At 35.7% G+C, this 25480-nt stretch carries 26 protein-coding genes and 1 other annotated feature; of the genes, 13 read left to right on the top strand and 13 right to left on the bottom strand.

Annotated features, from left to right (window positions below):
• Nucleotides 1–254 precede the first annotated feature (254 nt).
• The 3 genes from AC2CGR_RS20295 (at nucleotide 255) to AC2CGR_RS20285 (ending at nucleotide 3299) form a co-directional block, all read left to right on the top strand.
• Complete coding sequence (locus AC2CGR_RS20295; protein WP_000673852.1) at nucleotides 255–1436, top strand: NupC/NupG family nucleoside CNT transporter; 1182 nt, start codon at nucleotides 255–257, stop codon at nucleotides 1434–1436.
• 352 nt (nucleotides 1437–1788) lie between these two features.
• Complete coding sequence (locus AC2CGR_RS20290; protein ID WP_000706847.1) at nucleotides 1789–2970, top strand: NupC/NupG family nucleoside CNT transporter; 1182 nt, start codon at nucleotides 1789–1791, stop codon at nucleotides 2968–2970.
• Nucleotides 2971–3062: 92 nt separating this feature from the next.
• Nucleotides 3063–3299 carry a hypothetical protein gene (locus AC2CGR_RS20285; RefSeq protein WP_087968625.1) on the top strand — a complete coding sequence of 79 codons (237 nt, stop codon included), beginning with the start codon at nucleotides 3063–3065 and terminating at the stop codon, nucleotides 3297–3299.
• Between the two features lie 25 nt (nucleotides 3300–3324).
• Here AC2CGR_RS20285 and AC2CGR_RS20280 read toward each other — a convergent pair whose 3' ends face one another.
• Together AC2CGR_RS20280 and AC2CGR_RS20275 are read right to left on the bottom strand one after the other, a co-directional pair.
• Complete coding sequence (locus AC2CGR_RS20280; protein WP_000949392.1) at nucleotides 3325–3831, bottom strand: ferritin; 507 nt, start codon at nucleotides 3829–3831, stop codon at nucleotides 3325–3327.
• Between the two features lie 53 nt (nucleotides 3832–3884).
• The gene (locus tag AC2CGR_RS20275) at nucleotides 3885–4208 is read right to left on the bottom strand and encodes a MazG nucleotide pyrophosphohydrolase domain-containing protein (RefSeq protein WP_000355748.1); all 324 of its coding nucleotides are present in this window, start codon (nucleotides 4206–4208) and stop codon (nucleotides 3885–3887) included.
• A 73-nt stretch (nucleotides 4209–4281) separates the two neighbouring features.
• Here AC2CGR_RS20275 and AC2CGR_RS20270 point away from each other — a divergent pair, with 73 nt between their 5' ends.
• Together AC2CGR_RS20270 and AC2CGR_RS20265 are read left to right on the top strand one after the other, a co-directional pair.
• The gene (locus tag AC2CGR_RS20270; protein ID WP_463668865.1) at nucleotides 4282–4860 is read left to right on the top strand and encodes an LOG family protein; all 579 of its coding nucleotides are present in this window, start codon (nucleotides 4282–4284) and stop codon (nucleotides 4858–4860) included.
• Nucleotides 4861–4977: 117 nt separating this feature from the next.
• The gene (locus tag AC2CGR_RS20265) at nucleotides 4978–5262 is read left to right on the top strand and encodes a hypothetical protein (protein ID WP_087968624.1); all 285 of its coding nucleotides are present in this window, start codon (nucleotides 4978–4980) and stop codon (nucleotides 5260–5262) included.
• 15 nt (nucleotides 5263–5277) lie between these two features.
• Here AC2CGR_RS20265 and AC2CGR_RS20260 read toward each other — a convergent pair whose 3' ends face one another.
• The 4 genes from AC2CGR_RS20260 to AC2CGR_RS20245 all read right to left on the bottom strand — a co-directional run bounded on the left by AC2CGR_RS20260 (nucleotide 5278) and on the right by AC2CGR_RS20245 (nucleotide 8157).
• On the bottom strand, nucleotides 5278–5475 hold the full coding sequence (locus AC2CGR_RS20260; protein ID WP_000656322.1) for a hypothetical protein: 198 nt from the start codon (nucleotides 5473–5475) through the stop codon (nucleotides 5278–5280).
• A gap of 472 nt (nucleotides 5476–5947) precedes the next feature.
• Nucleotides 5948–6388, bottom strand: coding sequence for a Dps family protein (locus AC2CGR_RS20255; RefSeq protein ID WP_001041892.1), 441 nt, complete (start codon nucleotides 6386–6388; stop codon nucleotides 5948–5950).
• A gap of 111 nt (nucleotides 6389–6499) precedes the next feature.
• Entirely contained in the window at nucleotides 6500–6634 is a 135-nt protein-coding gene (locus AC2CGR_RS20250) for a hypothetical protein (RefSeq protein WP_316252085.1), read from the bottom strand.
• A gap of 89 nt (nucleotides 6635–6723) precedes the next feature.
• A complete protein-coding gene (locus AC2CGR_RS20245) occupies nucleotides 6724–8157 on the bottom strand; it encodes an alanine/glycine:cation symporter family protein (protein WP_087968623.1) in 1434 nt (477 codons plus the stop codon).
• 410 nt (nucleotides 8158–8567) lie between these two features.
• Here AC2CGR_RS20245 and AC2CGR_RS20240 point away from each other — a divergent pair, with 410 nt between their 5' ends.
• From AC2CGR_RS20240 to nprB, 7 genes are all read left to right on the top strand, one after another.
• On the top strand, nucleotides 8568–9065 hold the full coding sequence (locus AC2CGR_RS20240; protein WP_029440611.1) for a cation:proton antiporter regulatory subunit: 498 nt from the start codon (nucleotides 8568–8570) through the stop codon (nucleotides 9063–9065).
• Complete coding sequence (locus tag AC2CGR_RS20235; protein ID WP_000380218.1) at nucleotides 9066–10265, top strand: cation:proton antiporter; 1200 nt, start codon at nucleotides 9066–9068, stop codon at nucleotides 10263–10265. It begins immediately after the preceding gene.
• 78 nt (nucleotides 10266–10343) lie between these two features.
• Nucleotides 10344–10937 (top strand): undecaprenyl phosphate transporter UptA, encoded by a 594-nt coding sequence (uptA, locus tag AC2CGR_RS20230; protein ID WP_140349832.1) that lies wholly within the window; start codon nucleotides 10344–10346, stop codon nucleotides 10935–10937.
• A gap of 137 nt (nucleotides 10938–11074) precedes the next feature.
• A complete protein-coding gene (locus AC2CGR_RS20225; RefSeq protein ID WP_046960033.1) occupies nucleotides 11075–11509 on the top strand; it encodes a DUF3920 family protein in 435 nt (144 codons plus the stop codon).
• 112 nt (nucleotides 11510–11621) lie between these two features.
• Complete coding sequence (locus tag AC2CGR_RS20220) at nucleotides 11622–12032, top strand: MarR family winged helix-turn-helix transcriptional regulator (protein WP_000845457.1); 411 nt, start codon at nucleotides 11622–11624, stop codon at nucleotides 12030–12032.
• Nucleotides 12033–12082: 50 nt separating this feature from the next.
• Nucleotides 12083–12778 (top strand): pirin family protein, encoded by a 696-nt coding sequence (locus tag AC2CGR_RS20215; RefSeq protein WP_087968621.1) that lies wholly within the window; start codon nucleotides 12083–12085, stop codon nucleotides 12776–12778.
• A 159-nt stretch (nucleotides 12779–12937) separates the two neighbouring features.
• On the top strand, nucleotides 12938–14587 hold the full coding sequence (gene nprB / locus AC2CGR_RS20210; protein WP_131101002.1) for a neutral protease NprB: 1650 nt from the start codon (nucleotides 12938–12940) through the stop codon (nucleotides 14585–14587).
• Between the two features lie 195 nt (nucleotides 14588–14782).
• Here the strand turns inward: nprB and AC2CGR_RS20205 are convergent, their stop codons facing one another.
• The 4 genes from AC2CGR_RS20205 to AC2CGR_RS20190 all read right to left on the bottom strand — a co-directional run bounded on the left by AC2CGR_RS20205 (nucleotide 14783) and on the right by AC2CGR_RS20190 (nucleotide 20061).
• Nucleotides 14783–15100, bottom strand: a complete 318-nt coding sequence (locus AC2CGR_RS20205; protein ID WP_484481094.1) for a metal-sulfur cluster assembly factor — start codon at nucleotides 15098–15100, stop codon at nucleotides 14783–14785.
• A gap of 118 nt (nucleotides 15101–15218) precedes the next feature.
• Nucleotides 15219–16910, bottom strand: coding sequence for a methyl-accepting chemotaxis protein (locus AC2CGR_RS20200; RefSeq protein WP_087968620.1), 1692 nt, complete (start codon nucleotides 16908–16910; stop codon nucleotides 15219–15221).
• Nucleotides 16911–17134: 224 nt separating this feature from the next.
• On the bottom strand, nucleotides 17135–18829 hold the full coding sequence (locus AC2CGR_RS20195) for a methyl-accepting chemotaxis protein (protein WP_131101000.1): 1695 nt from the start codon (nucleotides 18827–18829) through the stop codon (nucleotides 17135–17137).
• A 413-nt stretch (nucleotides 18830–19242) separates the two neighbouring features.
• Complete coding sequence (locus tag AC2CGR_RS20190) at nucleotides 19243–20061, bottom strand: class I SAM-dependent methyltransferase (protein WP_087968618.1); 819 nt, start codon at nucleotides 20059–20061, stop codon at nucleotides 19243–19245.
• Between the two features lie 114 nt (nucleotides 20062–20175).
• Nucleotides 20176–20446: a binding site (T-box leader), on the top strand.
• A gap of 50 nt (nucleotides 20447–20496) precedes the next feature.
• On the opposite strand from AC2CGR_RS20190, the gene metG reads away from it, so the two are divergent.
• The gene (gene metG, locus AC2CGR_RS20185) at nucleotides 20497–22131 is read left to right on the top strand and encodes a methionine--tRNA ligase (protein WP_484481093.1); all 1635 of its coding nucleotides are present in this window, start codon (nucleotides 20497–20499) and stop codon (nucleotides 22129–22131) included.
• A 41-nt stretch (nucleotides 22132–22172) separates the two neighbouring features.
• Here metG and AC2CGR_RS20180 read toward each other — a convergent pair whose 3' ends face one another.
• From AC2CGR_RS20180 to AC2CGR_RS20170, 3 genes are all read right to left on the bottom strand, one after another.
• Nucleotides 22173–23075: an EamA family transporter gene (locus AC2CGR_RS20180; RefSeq protein ID WP_131100996.1), complete on the bottom strand. Its 903-nt coding sequence runs from the start codon at nucleotides 23073–23075 to the stop codon at nucleotides 22173–22175.
• A 139-nt stretch (nucleotides 23076–23214) separates the two neighbouring features.
• Nucleotides 23215–24657 (bottom strand): sensor histidine kinase, encoded by a 1443-nt coding sequence (locus tag AC2CGR_RS20175; RefSeq protein WP_087968609.1) that lies wholly within the window; start codon nucleotides 24655–24657, stop codon nucleotides 23215–23217.
• Nucleotides 24635–25300 (bottom strand): response regulator transcription factor, encoded by a 666-nt coding sequence (locus AC2CGR_RS20170; protein ID WP_000148833.1) that lies wholly within the window; start codon nucleotides 25298–25300, stop codon nucleotides 24635–24637. Before AC2CGR_RS20170 ends, AC2CGR_RS20175 begins: the two co-directional genes overlap by 23 nt.
• Nucleotides 25301–25480: the final 180 nt, after the last annotated feature.

Genomic DNA, 25480 nt, shown 5'->3' with positions numbered 1-25480 from the left:
TTATTCAGCTATTTGCAAATGGTAAAAGACGAACATTAATAGATGTTTTATAATAAAATGTAATTTTTTTAAGAAAAGTGCGGATATGAGTTGTGATTTGTGTTAGAATGGAAAATGCCTTTGAAACAAGAGGTTTTATGATTTTTCCTATCCGATTGAAGATTTTGGAGGAGGAATGGAAAGTTCGGATTATTTCTTGTTTTGAGTGGTCAGACGTTCAACGTTAATGAAGAGTTAAATGGAGGATTTTATTAATGAAGTTTGTTATGTTTCTTGTAGGATTACTCGTTGTATTTGTACTCGGTTTTCTTATAAGTGCCGATCGAAAGAAGATTAAGTACAAACCAATCGCAATTATGCTTGTTATTCAGCTAGCGTTATCTTATTTCTTATTAAATACACAAGTTGGTTATATTTTAGTAAAAGGAATTTCAGATGGATTTGGCGCGCTTCTTGGATATGCGGAAGCTGGAATCGTTTTCGTATTTGGTGGCCTTGTTAATAAAGGAGAGGTTTCATTCTTCTTAACAGCGTTATTACCAATCGTATTCTTTGCCGTTTTAATCGGAATTCTGCAACACTTTAAAATTTTACCTATATTTATTCGTGCTATTGGTACTTTGTTAAGTAAAGTAAATGGTCTAGGAAAATTAGAATCATATAATGCAGTAGCAGCTGCCATTGTTGGGCAAGCGGAAGTATTTATTACAGTAAAAGATCAATTAAGTAAAATCCCAAAACATCGTTTATATACATTATGTGCATCTTCCATGTCGACAGTATCAATGTCAATCGTCGGTTCTTACATGAAAATGATCGAACCAAAATATGTAGTAACAGCACTTGTATTAAATTTATTTAGTGGTTTCATTATTATTCATATTATTAACCCGTACGATATTACAGAAGAAGAAGATACACTGAAATTAGAAAATAAGAAAAAACAGTCATTCTTTGAAATGTTAAGTGAATATATTATGCTTGGTTTCACAATCGCGATTACAGTAGCAGCGATGTTACTTGGTTTCGTAGCATTAATTACAGCAATTAATAGCTTATTTGATTCAATGTTCGGTATTACATTCCAAGCTATTTTAGGATATATTTTCTCACCCTTAGCATTCGTAATGGGTATCCCGCAAGCAGAGATGGTAACAGCGGGACAAATTATGGCAACGAAATTAGTATCGAACGAATTTGTTGCGATGCTTGATCTTGGAAAAGTAGCTGGTGATTTATCAGCTCGTACAGTTGGTATTCTTTCTGTATTCCTTGTATCATTTGCGAACTTCTCATCAATCGGAATTATCGCAGGTGCAACGAAAGGTATCGATGAAAATCAATCAAATGTAGTATCATCATTCGGTCTACGCCTTGTGTACGGTGCGACATTAGTAAGTATTCTATCAGCGATTATCGTTGGTGTTATGTTATAGAAAAAGATGGCCCTAGCTCATAGCTAGGGCTATTTTTTATGGTAAATTTTCATGAAAAAACCAATTAATTAGGAATATATTAACATATGAAAATCTTTTAAAATTTATATTGCATTTCACCTAGATAACGCTTACAATTTGATTTGTAGGTGGTATCAATTTCAGACTTTCAAGTATGGTAGGAGAGAAGAGACTACCTTTAATAAATTGCAATTTATGTAAACGCTTACTGATTTTAGATAACAGTTGAATAGTATTTAGGGGTTTTAAATTTTTTTAACATCAATGGTCAGACGTCATTCGTTATACGTTATACGACCAATAACTCGTGGGAGAAGTGGAGGATTCACATATGAAAATAGTAATGTTTCTAGTCGGTTTACTTGTAGTATTTGTACTAGGTTTCCTTATCAGTTCAGATCGTAAGAAAATTAAATATAAACCAATTGCACTTATGCTTGTCATTCAATTGGTGCTTGCATATTTCTTACTAAATACAAAGGTCGGATTTGTATTAGTAAAAGGGATTGCAGATGGGTTTGGCGCTATTTTAAAATTTGCGGAAGCAGGGGTTAATTTCGTATTTGGTGGTTTAGCAAATGATGGACAAGCACCATTCTTCTTAACAGTATTATTACCAATTATTTTCTTAGCAGTATTAATCGGGATCTTACAACATATTAAAGTTTTACCGATTATCATTCGTGCAGTCGGCTTCCTATTAAGTAAAATTAACGGCTTAGGAAAACTAGAATCATATAATGCGGTAGCAGCTGCAATTGTTGGTCAAGGTGAAGTATTCATTACAGTAAAAGATCAATTAAGCAAATTACCGAAAAATCGTTTATACACACTTTGTGCATCTTCTATGTCAACAGTATCGATGTCAATCGTCGGTTCTTACATGAAAATGATTGATCCAAAATATGTAGTAACAGCACTTGTACTAAACTTATTCAGTGGATTCATTATCGTTCATATCATTAATCCATATGAAGTAAAAGAAGAAGACGATATTTTAGAGTTGCAAGAAGATAAGAAACAAACATTCTTTGAAATGTTAGGCGAATATATTATGCTTGGTTTCTCTATCGCTGTAACAGTAGCGGCGATGTTAATCGGTTTCGTAGCATTAATTACAGCAATTAACGGTGTATTCGATTCAATTTTCGGAATCACATTCCAAAGCATTTTAGGATATGTATTCTCACCATTAGCATTTGTAATGGGTATTCCAACATCAGAGATGTTAACAGCAGGACAAATTATGGCAACGAAATTAGTAACAAATGAATTCGTTGCAATGCTTGACCTTGGAAAAGTAGCTGGCGATTTATCAGCTCGTACAGTAGGTATTTTATCTATCTTCCTTGTATCATTTGCGAACTTCTCATCTATCGGAATTATCGCAGGTGCAACGAAGAGTATCGATGGCAAACAAGCGAACGTTGTATCATCATTCGGACTAAAACTTGTATACGGTGCAACGTTAGTAAGTATATTATCAGCGATTATCGTTGGGGTTATGCTTTAATAAATAGTAAAGAAGTCGTTTATCTCTCGCCTAGAGGGATGAACGGCTTTTTTATTTTGGTATGATAAATAATACAGAGAGGGGGAATTAGGTTGAAAGAACAGGATAGTTTAAAGGAACTTGATGAGGTTATAGATAACATTAATCGTTTAACTGGAGAAGATGCTAGGGCGTTTTTGAAATTTATACATGGATATTTAAGTATAGTAGGGGTGGGGGATGGGACGTTTACTGAGAGTAATTTTGTTGAAAAGGTTGCAGGGCTTTATAAGAAGGATATGGCTAAGGTTATTGAGCTTAGAAAAGAACAAATAAAAAAATCACCTTAATCCATTCATTAAGGTGATTGAAATATTACTCAGCTGGAGGCGTAAATGTACGTTTCTCTAATTCAGCATCTAGCATAAATAATGCGTTTGAATCGCTTGTAATACGTTTTAATTTTTGGATGATGCTATCGAATGAAGCTTCTTCTTCTACTTGCTCATCGACGAACCACTTTAAGAATGTAATCGTTGCGTGCTCACGCTCATCCCAAGCGATGTCAGATAAGTTGTAAATACGCTTCGTTACTTCACGCTCGTGTTCAAGTGCTACTTCAAAAGCGTTCAGTACAGATTCATATTCGTTATTCGGATTATCAAATCCAGTAATTATAGCGCGCTCACCGCGGTCATTAATGTAGTTGTAAAGCTTCATTGCGTGGAAACGTTCTTCTTCAGCTTGTACAAGGAAAAAGTTAGCGAATCCATCATAGCTTTCGGCTGTACAGTAAGCAGCCATTGCCATATAAGCGTGGGCAGAGTAAAACTCAAAGTTCATTTGATCGTTTAGTGCGTCGTGCAATTTTTTAGATAACATAAAATCCCCCTTAGTATTGTGACAAGAATATTATATCATAATTGATAATATTCTCATTTAGATGTTTCAAACCTTTTCGAAAGCTTTGTGACGTGTGCGTCCATAATGTCTTGCAAATCTAAATCATATTTTTGTGAAAGAATAATAAGATTAGATAGTACATCACCAAGTTCTTCTTTTAGTTCTTGTTTTAGCTCTTCTTCTGTTTTCGCGTCTTCATCAGGACGATCACGACCGATTTCGATTGCGCGAACAACGCGTGAAACTTCCCCAACTTCCTCTGTTAAGAAATTTAAGCGAATAAAAGCATTATACTGTGACCAGCTTCGTTTTTCGTAAAATTCCTCAACCCATCTTTGAAATGCAACGATATCCATTTCTTTCTCATCCCCTCAATATGTTGTACAATGTTCATTGTATCATAACAATATATAGTTTCGGGGTGTAAGGATGAGAAAGATTTGTGTGTTTGCAGGTTCCAACTTAGGGGAGAGACCAGAGTTTAAAGAGCAGGCAATAGCGTTAGGGAAAATGTTTGTTGAGAACGAGTATGAGCTTGTGTACGGTGGTTCTTGTGTTGGATTAATGGGAGAAGTAGCAAATGAAGTTCTTCGTTTAGGCGGGCGTGTAACAGGTGTTATGCCGCGCGGTCTATTCCGAGGAGAAATTGTTCATACAGGGTTAACAGAACTAATTGAAGTAGAAACAATGCATGAGCGCAAGGCGAAAATGGCAGAGCTTGCGGATGCTTTCATTGCACTGCCAGGCGGATATGGAACGTTTGAAGAGCTATTTGAAGTAGTATGCTGGTCACAAATTGGTATACATAATAAGCCAGTTGGTTTATTGAACATAAAAGACTTTTACGGACCAATTCTGCAAATGGTTGAACGTGCAGCGGAAGAAGGATTTATGAATCCGTCAAATAAAGAGTTAATCGTTTCAGCTGAGACGGCCGATAAATTAATTCATGAAATACAAAATTACGAGCGTCCTGTTTTAGGAACGAAGTGGAAGCAGTTATCTTAATACAATTGTATAGAGATTTTTGGAAACACATGTCATTTTATCTTCAAAAGGCATGTGTTTTTAATTTGGTTAAATATGTTAATATTGAGATATAATGTTTTTGAAAAGGAGAAATAGATGGAGGAATTCGTATTTTTGAGGCCGGTTTTTAAATGTATTTTAGCAGCAGCTATTCTTGTTATGTTAATTGTTTCAACACAGAAGAAAGAGCTAATTAATGAATTTTCGCTTTGGTTTATTTCGATATTGTGTATCGGTGTTTCAGCGATCACGTTGTTTATGATTGGGTTTATCGTTGATGAGTATAATCTGGCCGGAGATGTGCAGAGTTTTAATATGTGTATTGCGATTGGTTGTATTAGCGGTTTGAATTTCATTATTTACTATAGACGGAAACAATAAGGAAGGCATTCCATATTACTTTGGAATGCCTTTATCATTTTGATTACTTTGTTTTTTATATAGGTACCAGCCACCCCAGCCACCACCAATTGCTACTACAACGAGGAAAGCATAGTCTTTAACCTCGATACGTATATTGAAAATATTAGCTATAAGTAAGACAATCCCAACTGTTATTAACGCAAAAAATGCTCTAATTAAGTAGTCTTTCAACTGAACCACTCCCGCCATTTAAATAGTAAATGATGAATATGGAAAAGCTTTTTTGGATCTATTTTACTAAAGGGTGTTTCCTATATTTTAACATAAAAGAGATTGTAATATATTGATAAAAGTGTGGAGAGGGGCGCTGATACTGTCGTGATTTGTCGGTAAGTCGATATATTGGGAAAATCGTTGATAAATTTGCCGAAATCGCCGATATAATTGAAAAATCGCTGATATATTGAATGGAATCACCGATATAATTAGAAAATCGCTGATATAAATTTCATGTACCAACAAAAGCGACCATTTCATAGAAAAAAGCGACTCTGGATGAGTCGCTTCCGCTTTAAATGATATCCAGCTCCGGTGACTAGAACAGTCGGTCATTTCGCGCCTTCCTGTGAGGCAAAAAACGCCTCTTCGTCAGGAGCTCCAATGCCCTCCTGTTCTGAGCAAGTCACCTCCGCTTTTAAGTATATTATTGATTTAAGAACGCACGTAGCATCCAAGCGTGTTTTTCTAGTTCTGTGTAGATGCCTAGTAGTAGGTCAGATGTCATTTCGTCATCAGAGTTTTGAGCGATTTCCATGCCTTTTTTCAGTTCGACTAGCATCATTTCGTAGTCTTTCATGATTGCTTCGACCATCCCTTCTGCAGTTTCTCCGTATGCTGCTTCTTGAATAGTAGATATTTCTAGGTATTCTTTCATTGTTGCTACTGGTTTGCCACCAATTGCTAAAATACGTTCTGCAATTTCGTCGATGTGAGTAGCTGATTCTGTGTAAAGCTCTTCGAATTTCTCATGTAATGTGAAGAATTGAGGCCCTTTTACGTACCAATGGAAGTTGTGTAATTTTGTGAATAAAACGCTCCAGTCTGCTACTTGTTTGTTTAATACTTCGATTACTTGTTTGTTCATTATGATCAATCTCCTTTTGAGTTGTTATGTGATATCAATTACTAATTTATAATTATTATAATCTAGTAATTCGTATAAATCAACCCTTTTGCTGGAATTAATTTGAACAAATTATGAACTGTTGTAAATAAAAATCCCTATTACGTTGAAGTAATAGGGATTTTGTTTGATATATAGCTCTTGTTCTAAACGAGCCGCTTCCGCTTTTAATGATATCCAGCTCCGGTGACTAGACCAGTCGGTCATTTCGCGCCTTCCTGTGAGGCAAAGAACGCCTCTTCGTCAGGAGCTCCAATGCCCTCCTGTTCTGAGCAAGTCACCTCCGCTTTTATTTGTTACACAGCCTTCTGTTTTTCTTCTACATCCTGTCCATCCCAGCACTCTGTATTCTGTAAGCCAGGGATAGAACTTGCAACGAAAACAGGATCTTTTCCTTGTTTCTTTTGCTTCATATAGTCTACTAATGCTGCATAGGCGAACTTGCTTAGGAATGAGATGGCAATTAAGTTTGTGAATACCATTAGTCCCATGAATAAATCAGCTAAGCTCCAAACTGTTTTAAGGGCAGCGATTGATCCGAAGAATACCATTCCGACAACTGCCACGCGATAAATCATTAACCATGTTTTACTTTCTTTAATGAATGCGATGTTTGTTTCACCATAATAGTAGTTTCCTAGTAAAGAACTGAAAGCGAATAGGAAAATAATAATCGCTAAGAAAGTGCTTGCCCACGGTCCGATTTGTGAACTTAATGCTTGTTGTGTTAATTCAATACCTTCTAAATTTGTTCCTTTGTAAAGTCCAGAACATAATACGATAAATGCTGTTGATGTACATACTAAGAATGTATCTACGAAAACACCTAATGCTTGAACAAGTCCTTGTTTTACAGGGTGAGATACATCTGATGTTGCTGCTGCGTTAGGAGAGCTACCCATACCTGCTTCTGTCGCGAATAAACCACGCTGAATTCCGAACTTGATTGCTGCTCCAATACCACCAGCGACGGCTTGGTCTAAACCGAATGCGCTGTTAAATATTTCTGTAAAAATGCTTGGTAGCATAGTGAAGTTGTTAATCACGACAAAAATAGCCACACCAATATAAATGATTGCCATTGGCGGAACAATCATTTCTGTAATACGTGAAATGCTCTTAATACCACCAAAAATAATAACTGCAACTAATAAAGCTAATAGAGCTCCTACGATCGTTCGCTCTAGTCCAAAAGCATTTTCAAATGCTATTGTTACCGTGTTTGCTTGTACAGAATTGAAAATTAATCCGTATGCAACTGTAATAAGAAGTGAGAACCAAACACCCATCCAGCGTTTATTTAATCCTTTTTCCATGTAATATGCTGGACCACCACGGAATCTGCTTCCATCTTTTACTTTATAAATTTGTGCGAGCGTACATTCTACGAAACTAGTAGCTGCTCCAAGGATAGCGATAAACCACATCCAAAATACTGCGCCAGGTCCACCCATTGAAATGGCTAGTGCCACACCAGCTAAGTTCCCGATGCCGATACGTGCTGCTGCACTTAAGCAAAATGCTTGGAACGGGGAGATGCTATCTTTCTTTTTTTCTTTTCGATTAAATCCTTTACTAATTAAACCGACCATCTCACTGAAATGAGTAATTTGGACAAATTTTAATTTAAAAGAGAAATAAAGACCGAAGCCGATTAGCATTGCAATAAGGATATATGACCATAAAATATTATTCGTTACCTCAAGGAATCTGCTAAAGATATCAACCATATAATACACTTCCTTTTTTCCGTAATAAGAAAATTATATGCAAAAAATATACGAGAATCAATTTTTCTAAAAAATTATGTTACTTAAACTTATTTTATGTTATGATTATGTTACATCATAATATTTTTAGAATTATTTACATTTTAAAAAACTAAATGTAAAGCGAGAAAGAGGGGATAATTTGAAAGAAGAAACTTTATGGAAAGTAAGCCTTAAGAGTTTGAAAATGAGAAGTAATATATTTTTTATCGTTACATCTTTAAGTATCTTTTTAGGAGCCACTTATTATTACAATAAAAGATTTCCAAGTCATAGGTATCCTGAATGGTTAGAATTTCTAAAGTTAATTGGTTGAATAAAAGACAGAAAAACAGAAAATTCAAATAAAAATTGTTGTGGAGGAGCTAAATATGAATATTAGAGAAAGTGAACTTCCAGGTATTGGTTATAAGTTTCAAATCGTTACGAAAGGTAACGAGAAGATGGTGATTGTTATTCATGATGATGGGCGTAGAGAAATGTATCATTTTGATTCAGACCATGAAGAAAGTATCTCAAGTATTTCATTACGTGACTCAGAGGCAAGACAAATTGCAGCAATATTAGGTGGAATGGTATATAAGCCTAGAGCATTAGAAAATGTTGAAATGGTTTTTGAAGGGTTAGCGATTGAGTGGTTTAAAGTGGAGAAGGAAGCTCCAGCAATCGGGAAAACAATTGGTGATCTTGAAATAAGAAAAAACTATAGCGTAACAATCATTGCAGTTATGAAAAAGAATATGAAAAAGCTATTTAATCCAGGACCAGAAACAGTAATTGAGGAAGGCGATATGCTTGTAGTTTCAGGCGAGAGAGAAGAAATTAAAAAAATTATTAATGAGTTACTTTCGAATAGGGGGACTGACTAGATGGATACGTTAATTTTTGAAGTTGGTACAGCGTTAGTATTAGTTGCAATTGCGGCAGTAATTGCTGGAAAGTTTAAATTCTCAGTAATTCCGTTTCTAATTGTTCTTGGGATGTTAGTAGGACCACATGCGCCGACAATAGGTGTGATCGATTTCAAGTTTATTGAAAGTGCAAGTGTCATTTCCTTCCTTGGACGGATTGGGGTTCTATTCCTTCTGTTCTATCTAGGACTAGAATTTTCAATGAAAAAACTAATTAAATCTGGACGTTCTATTGCAATTGGCGGAACGATCTATATTTTAATTAACTTTTCACTTGGATTATTATACGGATTTATAATGGGCTTCCCTTTACTAGAAATCTTAATTATTGCGGGTATTATTACGATTTCTTCTAGCGCTATCGTTGCAAAGGTGTTAGTGGATTTAAGAAGAACTGGTAATAATGAGACCGAATTAATTTTAGGAATCATCATGTTTGAAGATATATTCCTTGCTGTATATTTATCAGTCGTTTCAGGCTTAGTTCTAGGGGATCATGCTTCATTCTTAGGTGCCCTTACTTCAATTGGAATTGCTTTAGGATACATGCTTCTATTCTTTATTGTCGCTAGAAAGGCGACGCCGTTATTAAATAAATTGCTTAATATTAGTTCAGATGAAATTTTTATTATTGTAGTATTTGCTTCATTATTCTTTATTGCAGGTTTCTCGGAAACAATTCACGTAGCCGAAGCAATTGGAGCACTTCTTTTAGGCTTAGTTTTCTCTGAGACAGAGCATAGTGACAGAATTGAACATCTCGTTGTTCCATTTAGAGACTTTTTCGGAGCTATTTTCTTCTTCAGTTTCGGATTAAGTATTGATCCGTTCTCATTGGGCGGGGCGATATGGTTAACGTTAGGTGCTGTTCTTCTTACAATCATCGGAAACTTTGTAGCGGGGATGATTGCAGGACGACAAGCTGGATTATCTCATAAAGCGTCAACAAATATTGGATTAACAATTGTTTCAAGAGGAGAATTTTCCATCATTATGGCCAATATCGGTATCGCCGGTGGTTTAATGTCAGTCTTGAAACCATTCTCAGCACTATATGTGCTTATACTATCTATCTTAGGTCCACTTTTGACGAAAGAGTCAAAGAATGTATATAAATTTTTAAATAAAATCTTTAAGTGGGATACGAAGACTAACTAAATTAAAAAAATAAAAGTACAAGATATTTCCTGCTTGTACTTTTATTTTTGCAATGAAAACAGTAAAGAGAGGTACATGATGTTAGGAGAGTTGATTCATTCCGTTTTAGTTTTTTTAGAAGGACTTGGTTATTGGGGAATTATGCTTGGATTAATGTTAGAGGTTATCCCAAGTGAAATCGTATTATCTTATGCAGGATATTTAGTATCAACAGGAAGCATTACATTTTGGGGGGCCGTCGCGTTCGGTACAATTGGTGGTGTAATCGCACAACTATTCATTTATTGGATTGGCCGATACGGAGGAAGACCTGTTCTTGAGCGATATGGAAAATATATTTTGATTCAGAAGAAACATATTGATTATGCTGAAGCGTGGTTTAATCGTTACGGAACTGGCGTTATTTTTACAGCTCGTTTTATTCCTGTTGTGCGTCATGCTATTTCGATACCAGCGGGAATTGCAAAAATGTCACATGCTAAGTTTATTACGCTAACTACATTAGCTGTTATCCCATGGTCTATTGTATTTGTATATTTAGGCTTTAAATTAGGAACAGAGTGGGAAAGTATTAATAAAGTAGCTGGACCATATGTGAAATATTTTGTACTTGCTGCTATTGTTGGTGCAATTGGTTACTTTGTATTAAAAAAAATGATGAAAAAAAAGTGATTACGGAAAAGGAATCTATGTCGACATAGATTCCTTTTTTATTGGCATTTTTTTAAGGATGAAAGAATACGTTTAATATTTACCATATTGTGGCATACATATAGAAAAAGGGTGCTTGGAAAGGGGAATAAAGAGAAATGGAACTCCAGTTTCAAAATGTATATCAACAGGTGGAGAATTGGTATGTGTTGGATTCGGAGCTTCCTTGGGATGTCAAAAGGCTTAGAGACGATTTGTTTTCACTGATTGAAGTATGTAAAACGCCGGTTATTTTTTGTGATACGTGTGATGCGAATCATGTGCTTTTATCATTAGGAGAAGAAGAAGAGGAATTCTTATTCCCAGTAGGTGGTTTTTATCATAAAGAAAAACAATTAATTTTTGTTTGTATGTGGGAAGAGTATGAGCAAGTGCTCAAAACACTACTGCATGAATTTCGTCATGCGATGCAGCATAAGAGGGAAGTGTTGTATGTTGGAAGTGAATTGTATGAAGATAGATGGATTGAGAAAGATGCGAGAAAGTTCGCGGAGAGGAAGTTAGATGAATATAAAAATAGAAAGTTAATGTAAAGCATAGTGGAGAAATAGCGCTGTGCTTTCTTTGTTTCTTACTAAAAATAAGTAATTGACTTTCATGAAGTTTAGTTCTAAACTAATGGTATGAAACGAGCGAGGTGATGAAATGAAAACAGAAGATAGACTAGGTTTACTACTATGGTTTCGTTTATCACGTTTTTACAATAAAAGTATTCGTGAGACGAATCAGCATTTGAAAGAATGGAATGTATCTGCCGCTCAGTTTGATGTACTAGCTCAAGTTGGAGGGCATGATCGTTTAACGCAACAAGAGCTTGGAAATAAGCTATTTGTTACGAAGGGAAATATCACGCAGCTTTTAAATAAAATGGAGCAGCTCGAGTGGATTCGTCGTGAACAAGAAGGTACTACAAAATATATTTCGTTAACAGAAAAGGGAAGAGCCTTATATGAAGAAATCGTCCCGCCTCAAGAAACATTCCAAGCGGAGCAGTTTCAAAATTTAAATGTAGAAGAACAACATCAATTATTACAATTACTAAAAAAGTTACAGTGAGAAAAAATTTAAAATAAATCTTGAATTCGAGATAATATGGGGTGAAGGATATGTTTAGAAAAGTTGATCATAAAAATATGGGAAGAGCAAATCACGGTTGGCTAAATACACATTTTCATTTTTCATTTGCGAATTATTATAATCCTAATAACATGAACTTCGGTGCATTACGTGTAATTAATGATGACCTAGTAGCACCGCAAACTGGTTTTGATATGCATCCCCACCGAGATATGGAAATCATTTCGTACGTTGTAGATGGTGCTTTAACACATGAAGATAGCATGGGGAACCGCGGAACAATTGAGCGAGGACATGTTCAATATATGAGTGCTGGCACAGGTGTATTTCATAGTGAGCATAATTTAGGAAATGAAACACTACGTTTATTACAAATTTGGATTTTACCAGATCGTGCGGATCATAAACCAAACTATGGTGAGTTTACATTTGATTGGAGCAAGCGTGAAAATGAATGGTTTCATATGGTATCGCCAATAGAAGGCGGGGCACCAATTCAAATTCACCAAGATGCGAATTTATATTCTTTATCGTTAGATGCTGGAAAAGAAATTCATTTTCCGGTGAAAGAAGGTCGTCAATTGTATCTTGTACAAATTGAAGGCAGTAGTGTAATAAATGGTGAGACACTTGTTATGCGTGATGCGGCAGAAGCGATAGAAGAAGATATTCATATTGCAGCGAAACAGCAATCACACTATTTAGCAATTGAATTGAAAAAGTAATAAAACGTTTATAGAAAAGAGGACATCCGATAGATGTCCTCTTTTTTTGAGTGAAATTGTCAGAAAAAACTTTCTCAAATTTTAGGTAAAGGTATCCACTTGAAAAACAAGAATTGTATAAAAGTGTCAAAAATCTTTATGGGAATGGGGAATGTTATAGTGAAAAAGAAAGTCATTTCATCAGCATTAGCGTTAACTGTTATCGCCGGGGGATTTGGAACATTTGGAGCAACGACAACGAAAGCGGAAGAACAAAAAATTCAATACCATCAAGAATTTAAAACGCCTGCATACATAGGTGAAGAATGGAAAGCACCGGAAGGATTAGATAAAAAAGAGACGGTCTTTCAATATTTAGAGAGTAAGAAAGATATGTTCAAATTAGCAGGGAATATTGATAAACATTTCAATGTCGTTGGGGAAGAAAAAGATGCTGAATCTGGCACAACACACGTGAAGTTAGTTGAAAAACATAATAACATTCCTGTGTATGGTTCAGATCAAACTGTTACACTAGATAAAGAAAATAATGTAAAAGCATTCTTCGGACAAGTTATTCCGAATTTAGAGGATAAAAATATTCCTGCAGCTGCAAGCATTAGTGCGGAACAAGCAGAAACAATTGCAAAGGCAGATATTGAAAAAGAAGTTGGTAAAGTAAAAAGTTATGACGGTGTGAAAAAAGATTTATTTGTGTATGAAAAAGATGGAAATTACTATCTTGCATATTTAGTGAAAGCATCGATTTCAAAACCAGCTCCAGGGTATTGGCATTATTTTGTTGATGCAACGAATGGAAATGTTATTGAGAAATATAACGCTGTAGATAACATTACTGGATTTGGTTACGGCGTATTAGGTGCTAGACAATCATTTGAAATTGCGCAAGATACGAAAACAGGACAATTCAACTTGTTTGATGGTAAACGAGGACAAGGTATCCATACATTTGATGCAGAAAATATGGACGAGAACTGGTTTAATTTATTCTCACAATGGCTTGGATATACAGGAGAAGAAGTTGAAAGTAAATCTAAGTTCTTCGAAGATAAAGCGGCAGTTGATGCGCATGTAAATGCAGGGAAAGTATACGATTACTACAAAAAGACGTTTAATCGTAACTCTTTCGATGATAAAGGCGCGAAGCTTATTTCGACTGTTCACGTAGGTACAGCTTGGAATAACGCAGCTTGGAATGGTGTACAAATGATGTATGGTGATGGCGATGGAAAAACATTCATTCCATTATCTGCTGGACTAGATGTTATCGGTCACGAATTAACGCATGCTGTAACTGAGCATACAGCAAATCTTGTTTATAAAAATGAGTCAGGTGCGTTAAATGAATCGTTATCTGATATTATGGGTGTCATGGTTGAGAAGAAAAGCTGGGATTTAGGTGCTGACATTTATACACCTGGAAAACCTGGTGATGCACTTCGTTCTCTGAAAGATCCAGCATCTATTCCAAATCCATTAAAACCAGGTGAAGGTTACCCAGATCACTACAATAAGCGCTACACTGGAACAGCTGATAATGGCGGCGTTCATATTAACAGCAGTATTAACAATAAAGCTGCATACTTAGTATCTGAAGGTGGAGATCATTACGGCGTGAAAGTAACAGGAGTAGGCCGTGAAGCGACAGAAAAAATTTACTACCGTGCTCTTACAAAATATTTAACTGCAAACTCTGACTTCAAAATGATGCGTCAAGCTGCACTTCAGTCAGCTGAAGATTTATATGGTAAAAACTCTAAAGCTGTACAAGCTGTAACGAAAGCTTACGATGCAGTAGGCGTAAAATAATAAGAGAAAAAGACCTGACTAGAATGTCAGGTCTTTCTTTATCCCGCTTTAATGGGCAGTAAGACCCCCACCTCAAAATTCAGCGAAAGCAAAGAATTTAGATGGGGATCAACTGCCCATAAAAGCCCGATTGGTGAGGGCTGATAATCAGTGGGGGATGAAGAACCCCCCCCACTGATTAAAGTTTCACTTTATTTAGTCGCGAATACCTAATGCGATTTTCGCCATACGTGACATGCGTTCTTTAGACCATGGTGGATTCCAAACGACATTTACTTCTATTTCATTGACTTCAGGTACGTTCGTTGATAATACTTTTTTTACATCTGATACAATTTGCCCAGCCATTGGACAACCGATAGAAGTCATTGTCATCGTAATGACAGCATTATTATTTTCATCTGCCGTAACGTCATAAACTAATCCAAGATTGATAATATCAACACCGAGTTCAGGGTCAATAACAGCTTCTAAGTTTGCATATAACGTTTCTTCAAATGCTTGTTGTGACATGTGTAGCACCCCCTACATATTAATGATATCGATTCTCATTATAACGGATATATGTATAAAGTGCAGGAAATGAGCTCAAAAAAATATCCCTCTTGGAAGAGGAATATTTTTGGAATGTCTATTCAGTTTTAAAATGAGATACGAGTTGATCTAATTCTTCAACTGTTTGTTTCATTTGTTTAGCTGTTTGTGTCATCTCATTCATCGTAATGACCTTTTGCTCAGCAGATTGTGCTGTTGCCGCTGTTTCACTAGATACTTCAGTCGAAATAGAAGCGATGTTATTCAGGGAAGCGTTCATTTCTTCAGCACTTGCAGCCATTTCTTCAGCAGTTGCTGAGATGTCTTGCATTTGAGTAGATACTTTATTTACTTGCTCCACAATCGTTGTGAAAGAATTACCAGCTTCACGAATAACATGAATGCCTTCAAATGCTTCCGAACGACCTTGTGACATCATAGAGCTCGCAGTTTCAGTGTCTTGTTGAATTTGATGTAGTAATTGGTTAATATCTGTTGCAGCAGTTTTAGATTGTTCAGCAAGTTTTCGAACTTCATCGGCTACAACAGCGAAACCTTTTCCTTGTTCGCCAGCACGAGCTGCTTCGATAGATGCATTTAAAGCAAGTAAGTTTGTTTGTTCCGCGATATTAGAAATAGATTGTACAGCTGTATCAATATATTTCGTATGAGTGATTAGACGTTCGACCACTTCTGATGTAGCATTTACAGCGTCATGTATCGTTGTCATTTGTGAAACGGATTTTTGAATAACCGAACTTCCGTCGTTAGCTTGTTCAGATGTAGCTACAGCAAGTTCAGTTACAGATGAAGCAGATTCAGCAATTCGCTGAACACTTACTGCCATATCGTCCATTGCAGTTGAGCTTTCTTCCATGCTGGAGGCTTGCGATTGAATACTTTCATTTAAGTTGGACATCGAGCTTTGAACTTTTATTGTTGCCTCGCGTGATATATTCGTCTTTTCTAGCATATTTTCAGAAGCGCTTTGTACTTCTACAGATGTTTTTTGAACACGATTAATGATATGTTGTAGGTTTTCTAACATTTTATTAAATGATGTTGCGATCGTACCAATTTCATCATTACTATTTACTTGTAGGCGGGCTGTTAAATCACCTTCTTGAGATGATAATTCTTTTAGTTTACTATCAATTTGTTGAATTGGTTTTACAAGTTTACCAGAGAACCACCATGCAAGAATCATAGCTACAAGAATACAAATAACAAGTGATAAGAAGACAACATATTCAATTTGAAGTGAAGATTGATCAATTTTTTTGATAGATTGATCACGTAATTTAGCTTGTTCATTACTATAATTTGTGAAGTCACCAATTACTTTATAAACGGTACCATTTTCTGCATAAGCTACTTGTAAAGCCTCTTCCCACTTTTGTTCTTTTGCAAGAGGGAAAACTTTTTCTTCAATAAATTTTCTCCAAGTGGATCCTGATTCCATTGTATTTTTCATGGACTCAGAAACATTTGGATTAGAAAGAAGCTTATCTTTTGTATTCTCAAGCTCTTTACTCATCGAATTAAACTTATCAAATTCAACTTGATCATGTTGTAATAAATACCCTCTTAAAGCAGAGAGCTGTACTTGATAAGCATCCCCGCGTTCTTTTAATTGTGTTGCAAGGGGAGAAATTTCTTTTTGTAATGCTTCAGCTTGACGAGATTGATCAATAGCAAAAAATAAAATAAAAGCTAAGGCGATGCCAAATAAAGCGCAAATCGTTCCCATCATGAACATTAGTTTTTTTCGAATGCTAATAAAACTCATATGATAAAAGCCTCCTTTGTGAAATCATAGTATTAGAATTAATTAATGTGAAAAATTGAAAGAAAGCTTTACTCCATTTGGAATAAAGCTTTCTTCTTTCCTTTAGGAATTATAGCAGACGTAATGAGAGATAGAAAGAGATATTTTAAGGTGAAAAAAGAGAGACTGTAAATCTCTCTTTTTAATAATTTGGAACTTATAGAAGTATAAAAGAAAATTTTGCTTTAAACGTTTGTCTTGAAATGGGAAACGAGAACTTCAAGTTCTTGTACGGTCGTCTTCATTTCAGACGCTTTTTTAGCAACGACACTCATTTTGTTTACTTGGTCACCAGCTGAAGTTGCTGTTTGTGATGTTTCGGCGGCAACCTCATTTGAAATAGAAGCGATGTTATTTAAAGCTGCATTCATTTCTTCAGAACTTGCGGCCATTTCTTCAGCAGTTGCAGACATTTCTTGCATTTGTGTAGAGACTTTGTTAATATGGTTAACAATTTCTGAGAATGAAGATCCAGCGGTACGAATGACTGTAATGCCTTCAGAAGTCTCTGACTGACCTTGCGTCATCATTTCATTTGCTATTTTTGTATCTTCTTGAATTTGATGAAGTAAATGGTTAATATCAGTTGCTGCTAGCTGAGATTGTTCAGCAAGTTTTCGTACTTCATCGGCAACAACAGCGAAGCCTTTTCCATGTTCACCAGCGCGGGCTGCTTCAATGGAAGCATTTAAAGCGAGTAAATTCGTTTGTTCAGCGATATTAGAAATGGATTGAAGTGCAGTATCAATATGATTTGTATGTGTAATAAGTCGTTCTACTACTTGTGATGTAGCGTTAACAGCTTCATTAATGGTATGCATTTGTGTAATAGATTTCTCAATGACTTTATTCCCACTATCAGCTTTTTCTGAAGTTGTAACAGCTAGGCTAGCAACAGAAGAGGCGGATTCTGCAATACGTTGAACACTCGTTGCCATATCGTCCATTGCAGTTGAACTTTCTTCGATGCTAGAGACTTGTGAACGAATATTATGCTCAAGAGCATTCATAGTCTCTTCGGTTTTTGCGATATTTTCCATAGAGACAGTTGTTTCGATAAACACATTTTCAGATGCTTCTTTTACACTTGTGGATGTTTGTTGCACTTGTTTTATTATACGTTGTAAATTAGCGAGCATTTGATTAAAGGAATTGGCGATATCACCAATTTCATCTTTACTTGCTACGTGCAATCTAGCAGTTAAATCACCATCTTGAGAAGCTAATTCTCTTAATTTCTCATCAATTTGTCGTATCGGTCTAACGAGTTTACCAGAGAACCACCATGCTAATAAAATAGACGTTACTGTACATGTAATAAGTGAGAAGAAAATAATATATTGAATAAGCGATGAAGAAGACTCCACGTCGGCAATTAATGCGTCACGCTTATCATTTTCTTCGTTTGCATATTTCGTAAAACGACTTAAAAGGTCATTTACGTAATCGGTTTGAGCTAAAGCGATTTTGGATGCTTCGTCCCATTTTCCTTCGCGAGCGAGAGGGAGGACTTCATTATCTATGATGCTTCGCCATTTTCCTCCCATTAAAATGGCTTCTTTCATTCCTTCTGAAAGTTTTTTATCACTTGTTACTTTTTCTCTAGTATCAGCTAGTTTTTTTCCTTCTCGGTTGAATTTATCCAATCCTTTTTGATCATGTGACAGTAAATATTCTTGTAAACCAGCCACTTGTGCTTGGAACCAATCACCGCGTTCTTTTAAAATCGTTGCTCTTTTGGATACATCATTTTTTAACGTTTTAATTTCGCTCGCTTGGCTCATAGCGAATGAAAGAATAACAATAAGAGCAATGCTAAATAAAGAAGAAATGCTTAAGAGTGTGAACAGTAGTTTTTTTCGAATACTAACATATTTCATCGTTACCCCTACCTTTTAAAAACTATTTATTATAATTTATAAATGTTAAGAACAAAATTAATAAAAACATTATTATGAAGTTATTAATCTGTTCAATAAAAATTATAGCAGATAATGGAATATGGAAGATTGATAGGAGTAAATGTTCTTAAAATGTATACATTTGTATATCAAAAAATTCATAAATAAAAATTAGAAATGCTATTGTAATTTGAAATAACATCATGTATACTTCTAATTAGTTGATAACGATTATCAGTATCAACTGAGAACATTACTCTTCGTTATGTTGGTCATACCCCTTTTTGACGACGTAAGTCAGAGACGAAATGTTGAAATATCTTGTGTCCTATTCTACAGAATTATGGTAATCTCCAACCTCAACTTATATGCGTGAGCATGCAAAAAGGATCCTATCCGTGAAGGGATCCTTTTTTGCATGCTGTTGCAATTAATGTATATAGACCTGGCACACGTTCTTCCATTCCTTCCGCTGCAGTAGAAGAGAAGACCCATCTTTGATGAGGCCCATGTTCTTCAACTAGTTTTTCAATTTTAAAATGTTCTTCGGCAAGTGTTGTAATGATTTCTCCTAGCGTCCAGCGACGGATAGTTGTTTTAGGTAACGATTCTTTTTGTGCTTCTGTAAGAAGGATGCTATAAGCAACATCATCTTCAATCAATTCTTCATCAAAATAATTTCCACTTGCTCGAAATGATGGGTGGTCGACTCCTAATAATTTCGTGTAAACAGGATGATAGTCACGAAGGATAAGCAATCCATCTCCCTTAAGTAAAGTAGCAATTTTTTGAAAGAGTGGTTTTAAATCTAGAAAGTAGTGGAGTACACCAAGTTCCAGCAATACGATATCAAATGATTCGGAGAGCTGCACATGTAATACATCAGAAACGACATACTGAATAGAGACACCTGCTGCGTCCGCAAGTTCATTTGCATATTTTGCATTACTTGCTGAAATATCAACAACTGTTACGTCAGCTCCTAAAAGAGCGAGAGCAACAGCTTTATTTCCTTTTGACCCGAGTAAATTAATAATACGTTTTCCTTTCGGAGATTGTATGTAAGGTAAATAGTGATCTACCTCGCGCATAGGGTCTTCCATGATTTTTTTCGCATAATCAGCTGGTGCCCCGTGGCGATTCGTCCAAGCTTCATAAGCAGCTGCATTCCAGCTTTTTTCATTACGTGTGCTTAGTTGTTCTTGATTCAATCATATCACTCCTTTTGTGAACGTATAGGTATTCGGCGGGAAGGTGAGATTTCCTGTTTTTCTTGAATTAAAGTTTGATTTTTCTGTTATTAAGTCGTACAATATGTGTTATACGTAAAAGCGTTGAAAAGGAAAAGTAGGATGAACACATTCTTTCCAGAGAGCTTCGGTAGCTGAGAAGAAGCAAGAATATTCATTTGAACAATGGCCTTTGAGCTTCGTCCTGAACTTATCAAATGATAATAGTAGGCGGCGACGAGAGTTGGTACTCGTTATCAAAACCACAGTATAAGAGCTCATAGCTCCGTACTTGATAAGGCTAATTATGTGAGTAATTGGCGAAATAAGGTGGTACCGCGACTGTTTATACAGCCCCGCCCTTATCTTTTTTAAGATAAGGGCGGGGCTTTTTATATTTTAAAGGAGGAATGTAAGATGAGTATTTTTATTGGGGGCGCTTGGCCGTATGCAAATGGTTCGTTACATCTTGGACATATTGCGAGTTTGTTACCTGGAGATATTTTAGCACGTTATTACCGGGCAAAAGGTGAGAATGTGTTGTATGTTTCGGGAAGTGATTGTAATGGAACACCAATTGCAATTCGGGCAAAACAAGAAGGGGTGACGGCGAAGGAAATTGCTAATAAGTATCATGAAGAGTTTGAGCGATGTTTTCGTAGCCTTGGTTTTACGTATGATTGCTATACACGTACAGATAGTGAGCACCATCATGAAACGGTTCAGAAAGTTTTTTTACGTTTATTAGAAGAGGAACATATTTATAAAAAAACAGTGGAACAAGCATATTGTGAAACGTGTACGCAGTTTTTACCTGATCGTTATGTAGAAGGAATATGTCCGCATTGCCATGAAGCAGCAAGAGGAGATCAATGCGATGCGTGTTCAGCTATTTTAGATCCACTCGATTTGTTAGAAAAGAAATGTAAGTTATGTGGTAGTACGCCGTCTGTACAGGAAACAGAGCATTTCTATTTTGCATTGCATACATTTCAGGAGCAAATCAAAACGGCTGTAGAAATCGCCAAACAAACAGGGACATGGCGCGACAATGCGATTCAGCTAACAGAGAGATATGTAAAAGAAGGATTACTAGATAGGGCCGTATCACGTGATTTACCAATTGGGGTACCAATTCCAGTAGAAGGGTATGAAGATAAGAAAATTTACGTATGGATTGAAGCGGTGACTGGGTATTATTCAGCAAGTAAACATTGGGCTGAAGAAACAGGGAAAGATGATCAAGAGTTTTGGGATAGCGAAGCGAAAACATATTATGTGCATGGAAAGGATAATATTCCGTTTCATTCTATCATTTGGCCAGCGGTATTACTTGGAATAGGGGAAGGAGCAATTCCTCGTCATATTGTTTCGAATGAATATTTAACAGTTGAAAAAAGAAAATTATCTACAAGTAAAAAATGGGCAGTATGGGTACCTGATATATTAGAACGCTATGATCCAGATTCTATTCGTTACTTTTTAACAGTAAATGCACCAGAAAATCGCGATACTGATTTTTCATGGCGTGAATTTATTTACAGTCATAATAGTGAATTATTAGGTGCATATGGGAACTTTGTGAACCGAACATTAAAGTTTATTGAAAAATATTATGGTGGTATCGTGCCGAAAGGAAGTATTGATGTAGAGCTGAAAGATAAAGTAGAAGGACTATATAAACATGTAGGAGAGGCAATTGAGCAAACTAAATTTAAGGTAGCGCTAGAATCAATATTTGATGCAGTACGTTTTGCAAATAAATACTTTGATGAGAGGCAGCCATGGAAAGAAAGAGAAGATGATCCAGTTTCATGCGAAAAAACGATTTATAACTGTGTGTATCTTATCGCTAATTTTGCAAATCTCCTTGAACCATTTTTACCATTTTCAAGTGAAAGAGTTAGAAACACATTATCGATTGTGAACCGGAATTGGGAGCCTCAACATACGTTGCCAAGTAGAATTGATAGCGTGCAGCCACTATTTGAACGGATTGATGTAAAACAAATTGAGTGTGAGATAGAGAAGTTATATGGAGCGGTAAAGTGAGATAGAGAAAAAGACCTTTCAAATACATGAAAGGTCTTTTGTTATGCAGTATGCACGCTACTATGTTTCTTTTCTTTCCTAGCGGTAAGTAGCTGAGGGATAAAAATCCCAAGTAGTATAAAGATGATCCCAATCCACTGCATAAACGTTACGACTTCATGTACAAGTGTAATAGAAGCGATAATGGCTGTTGGTAATTCAGCTGCTCCTAGTATTGTACCAAGTCCTGTTCCTACTTTCGGTACGCCAATTGAAAAACAAATGACAGGTACGACAACACCGAACAAACCGAGGAAGAAAGCATATTTCCATAGGCCAGCTTGCAAAGCACCATCTGTTAAAAAGGTTGGCGGGAAGAATAGGCATACGATCAGAGTAGCGCTTGTTGTCATAAGAAAACTTTTCGTATAGGGCGGAACTTCTGTAGCGACACGTCCACTTGCAAAAACATAGAATGAAAAAGAGACAGCAGCTAATAGTCCGAAAATAATCCCTTTTGTAGAAAAACTTTGTCCGAGACCTTCAAAGATACCGCCAGCAAACAATGTACCAGCAAATAAAATAAGGATAGATATAACCTTTTCACGGCTTGGAAATGTTCGATTTGCAATTGCTTCAATGACTACACCAATCCATGTGAATTGGAAAAGTAGGACGACAGCGATAGATGCTGGTAGTTCTTCTACAGAAATAGCGTAGAAGATACCGGTCATACTCATCGTTGTACCAACTGTTAGTAAGGAAAAGAATTGTTTTTTTGTTACTTTATGACGTGAAACGAAAAGAACGAGCAGAAGAAGACCAATCCATCCGAAGACATATTGTCCTCCTAATAGTTGATGTGCTGAAAATCCATCAATAAATCCGAGTTTGAAAATAGTTGAAAGTACGCCGTAGCTACAAGCTCCGAATAAAACGAGTAATGAATACTTAAATTTCTCCATGAAAATCCTCCTTTTAAATAATAAAAAACGCCCGCTATCCAAATAAGGATAACGGGCGAACGAAACAGAGTCATATACTCTACAAAATTCCGCCACTCATACGAAGTATGAATTTGGGGTATGAAATTGTAGTAGGTTTTTACATTGCTTTTGGGAATACAATAGAACATTTTACACCTTGAGGCGTGTTTTGTATCCCATAAGGAAACTGATGTTTATCTAGTATTTGTTTTACAATGTATAACCCAAGACCACTACCTTGTACTAAGCCATGTTTGTCAGGGTTTGCGCGATAGAATGGCTCAAATAAATGGGCAAGTTTATCCTCATCTATTTGTGAACCTGTATTTAATACTTCTAATGCGTAACCGTTTGGTTTTTCATAAAGCTTTATGTATACATGCTGATGGTCAATTGTATAATGAATTGCATTTGAAATAATGTTAAAAATGGCAGTTTGAATAAATTTAGGATCAGCTAAAACTTGTACATCTTGTTTAATGTTAGATTGAACATTTAACTGCTTTACAGATACGAAATAATCTACTTTCTTCATAACATCCTCAATAATATTAGTTAATGAGATAACTTTTAAATCAGGTTTAAATTGAGGGTTTTGTATTTTGGATAATTCCGACATTTTTTCCGTTAATATGTTAATGTCTTGCATCATTTCATAGGAACGTTTTAAATATTTATCTCTATCTTTATAAGCTCCAATTCCGTGAATCATGCCATCTAGTTGTCCCATAACGGCTGCGATTGGTGTTTTTAATTCATGGGAAACCATAGACATAAATTCTTTACGAGATTGTTCTAATTGTTGTTCCTTTTTGAGTTCATTTCTTAAATCTTGATTGCTTGCATGTAAATTCTTCACTATATTTGGTACTTGTGAAGCAGCTACTTGCAAATTAAAATCTGTTTGATCAGTATTTTTGTGAAGTAGCTTTTTATCTGAGAAATCAAGATTCATAATATCCTTTAAAGCATCACTCATATACTGGAAGGGTTTGGCAATTATTTTTGCATAAATTAAAGATCCGAGCAGAGATAATGCAAGCATTGTCGCGCCAATATGTGGAGCTAATTGCTGCAGTACATCTGTTAATTTTGGATTATCTTGTGCATCATTTGCTTTACTTGCTGCATTTTGTTTATGTAAGGCATCATTAGTAGCGACTTGCTTTTCCATTTCTGTAGATGGAGCAGAAGCATTATTTTCCCCCGAAATATTTTGAGTATGTTCTTTTGCTTTTGCAGTTTGGCTAGGCTGCAAAAGATGATTGATAGCTGTAGAGAGAGAGTTATAATCTATAATAGAAGATTGAAAATTAAACATGTCTCCCTGTGATACAGCTTTATTTTGATTCGTTTTACTTTGATCGTTTTGTGTATCTGAATTCGCTTGTTCTGTAGTATGCGTTCCATTTTCTTTCGCAAAACGTTCTTTATCGTAGTTTGAAGCTAAGAAGTAAATAATTTGATAAAGACAAAGTGATAAAAGAATACAAAATAATAAGGTTTTGATGAAAATATTTTTGGTGATGTTGCCTTGGCTACGATTCGATTTTGTAGCCAATGCCTTTCACCGTTTTAATATAAGGAATCCCTAATTTTTTTCGTAAGTTTTTAATATGTGTATCTATAACTCTTACATCACCATAATGTTCATAGCCCCATACCTTATTCAACAAATCACTTCTTGATAATACTTTCCCACGATTTTGCAGTAAAGTATAAATAATTTCAAATTCTTTTGTTGTCAATTCAATTTGATTACCATGAACATAAGCGGCATATGCTGTAGAATTTAACATCAATTCATGGAATTGTAGTATAGTTGCAGCTTCGGCTTCCTTCGTTGCTGCCCTTCTTAATACGGCTTCTACACGTTTAATAAATACGGTGTAATGGAACGGTTTCGTAATATAGTCATCAATACCTAACTCAAATCCTTTAATTTCACTTTCTTCATTATGTAAGCCTGTTAACATAATGATTGGTACATCAGATTGTCCTCGCATAATTTTACAAATACTATAGCCATCTATATCTGGTAACATCACATCAAGGAGGACAAGATCGTATGAATTTTTTTGGAAAAGAAGTATACCTTCTGTTCCAGCGCCAACAACATCAACGGTAAAGTTTTGTGCCATTAGAAATTCACGAATCAGTTCTTGTATATCTGGGTTGTCTTCAATCACCAGTATATGCGTCATAGTAACACCTCCTAAATAACGCTTTTAACTGCAATATTCGAATTCATCATTTTTCCGATGACTCAGATTGTTTATACATATAATAAGCCCCCGCCATAAAATAATCATGAAAGTAGCAAGGGGAGTTGTTTAGTGAAACTGAATATTTAAGAATTACAGTAATTCTATTATAGTATGTAT

It is taken from the genome of Bacillus sp. LSHTCR4 (assembly GCF_057197025.1).
The sequence above is the reverse complement of the archived record's forward strand: the minus strand, read 5'-3'. Positions and strand labels throughout refer to the sequence as shown.

Coding starts and splice junctions, on each gene's coding strand:
- AC2CGR_RS20295 (WP_000673852.1), top strand. CDS start 255: ATGAAGTTTGTTATGTTTCTTGTAGGATTACTCGTTGTATTTGTACTC.
- AC2CGR_RS20290 (WP_000706847.1), top strand. CDS start 1,789: ATGAAAATAGTAATGTTTCTAGTCGGTTTACTTGTAGTATTTGTACTA.
- AC2CGR_RS20280 (WP_000949392.1), bottom strand. CDS start 3,831: ATGTTATCTAAAAAATTGCACGACGCACTAAACGATCAAATGAACTTT.
- AC2CGR_RS20275 (WP_000355748.1), bottom strand. CDS start 4,208: ATGGATATCGTTGCATTTCAAAGATGGGTTGAGGAATTTTACGAAAAA.
- AC2CGR_RS20270 (WP_463668865.1), top strand. CDS start 4,282: ATGAGAAAGATTTGTGTGTTTGCAGGTTCCAACTTAGGGGAGAGACCA.
- AC2CGR_RS20265 (WP_087968624.1), top strand. CDS start 4,978: ATGGAGGAATTCGTATTTTTGAGGCCGGTTTTTAAATGTATTTTAGCA.
- AC2CGR_RS20255 (WP_001041892.1), bottom strand. CDS start 6,388: ATGAACAAACAAGTAATCGAAGTATTAAACAAACAAGTAGCAGACTGG.
- AC2CGR_RS20250 (WP_316252085.1), bottom strand. CDS start 6,634: ATGACCGACTGGTCTAGTCACCGGAGCTGGATATCATTAAAAGCGGAA.
- AC2CGR_RS20245 (WP_087968623.1), bottom strand. CDS start 8,157: ATGGTTGATATCTTTAGCAGATTCCTTGAGGTAACGAATAATATTTTA.
- AC2CGR_RS20240 (WP_029440611.1), top strand. CDS start 8,568: ATGAATATTAGAGAAAGTGAACTTCCAGGTATTGGTTATAAGTTTCAA.
- AC2CGR_RS20235 (WP_000380218.1), top strand. CDS start 9,066: ATGGATACGTTAATTTTTGAAGTTGGTACAGCGTTAGTATTAGTTGCA.
- uptA (WP_140349832.1), top strand. CDS start 10,344: ATGTTAGGAGAGTTGATTCATTCCGTTTTAGTTTTTTTAGAAGGACTT.
- AC2CGR_RS20225 (WP_046960033.1), top strand. CDS start 11,075: ATGGAACTCCAGTTTCAAAATGTATATCAACAGGTGGAGAATTGGTAT.
- AC2CGR_RS20220 (WP_000845457.1), top strand. CDS start 11,622: ATGAAAACAGAAGATAGACTAGGTTTACTACTATGGTTTCGTTTATCA.
- AC2CGR_RS20215 (WP_087968621.1), top strand. CDS start 12,083: ATGTTTAGAAAAGTTGATCATAAAAATATGGGAAGAGCAAATCACGGT.
- AC2CGR_RS20205 (WP_484481094.1), bottom strand. CDS start 15,100: ATGTCACAACAAGCATTTGAAGAAACGTTATATGCAAACTTAGAAGCT.
- AC2CGR_RS20200 (WP_087968620.1), bottom strand. CDS start 16,910: ATGAGTTTTATTAGCATTCGAAAAAAACTAATGTTCATGATGGGAACG.
- AC2CGR_RS20195 (WP_131101000.1), bottom strand. CDS start 18,829: ATGAAATATGTTAGTATTCGAAAAAAACTACTGTTCACACTCTTAAGC.
- metG (WP_484481093.1), top strand. CDS start 20,497: ATGAGTATTTTTATTGGGGGCGCTTGGCCGTATGCAAATGGTTCGTTA.
- AC2CGR_RS20180 (WP_131100996.1), bottom strand. CDS start 23,075: ATGGAGAAATTTAAGTATTCATTACTCGTTTTATTCGGAGCTTGTAGC.
- AC2CGR_RS20170 (WP_000148833.1), bottom strand. CDS start 25,300: ATGACGCATATACTGGTGATTGAAGACAACCCAGATATACAAGAACTG.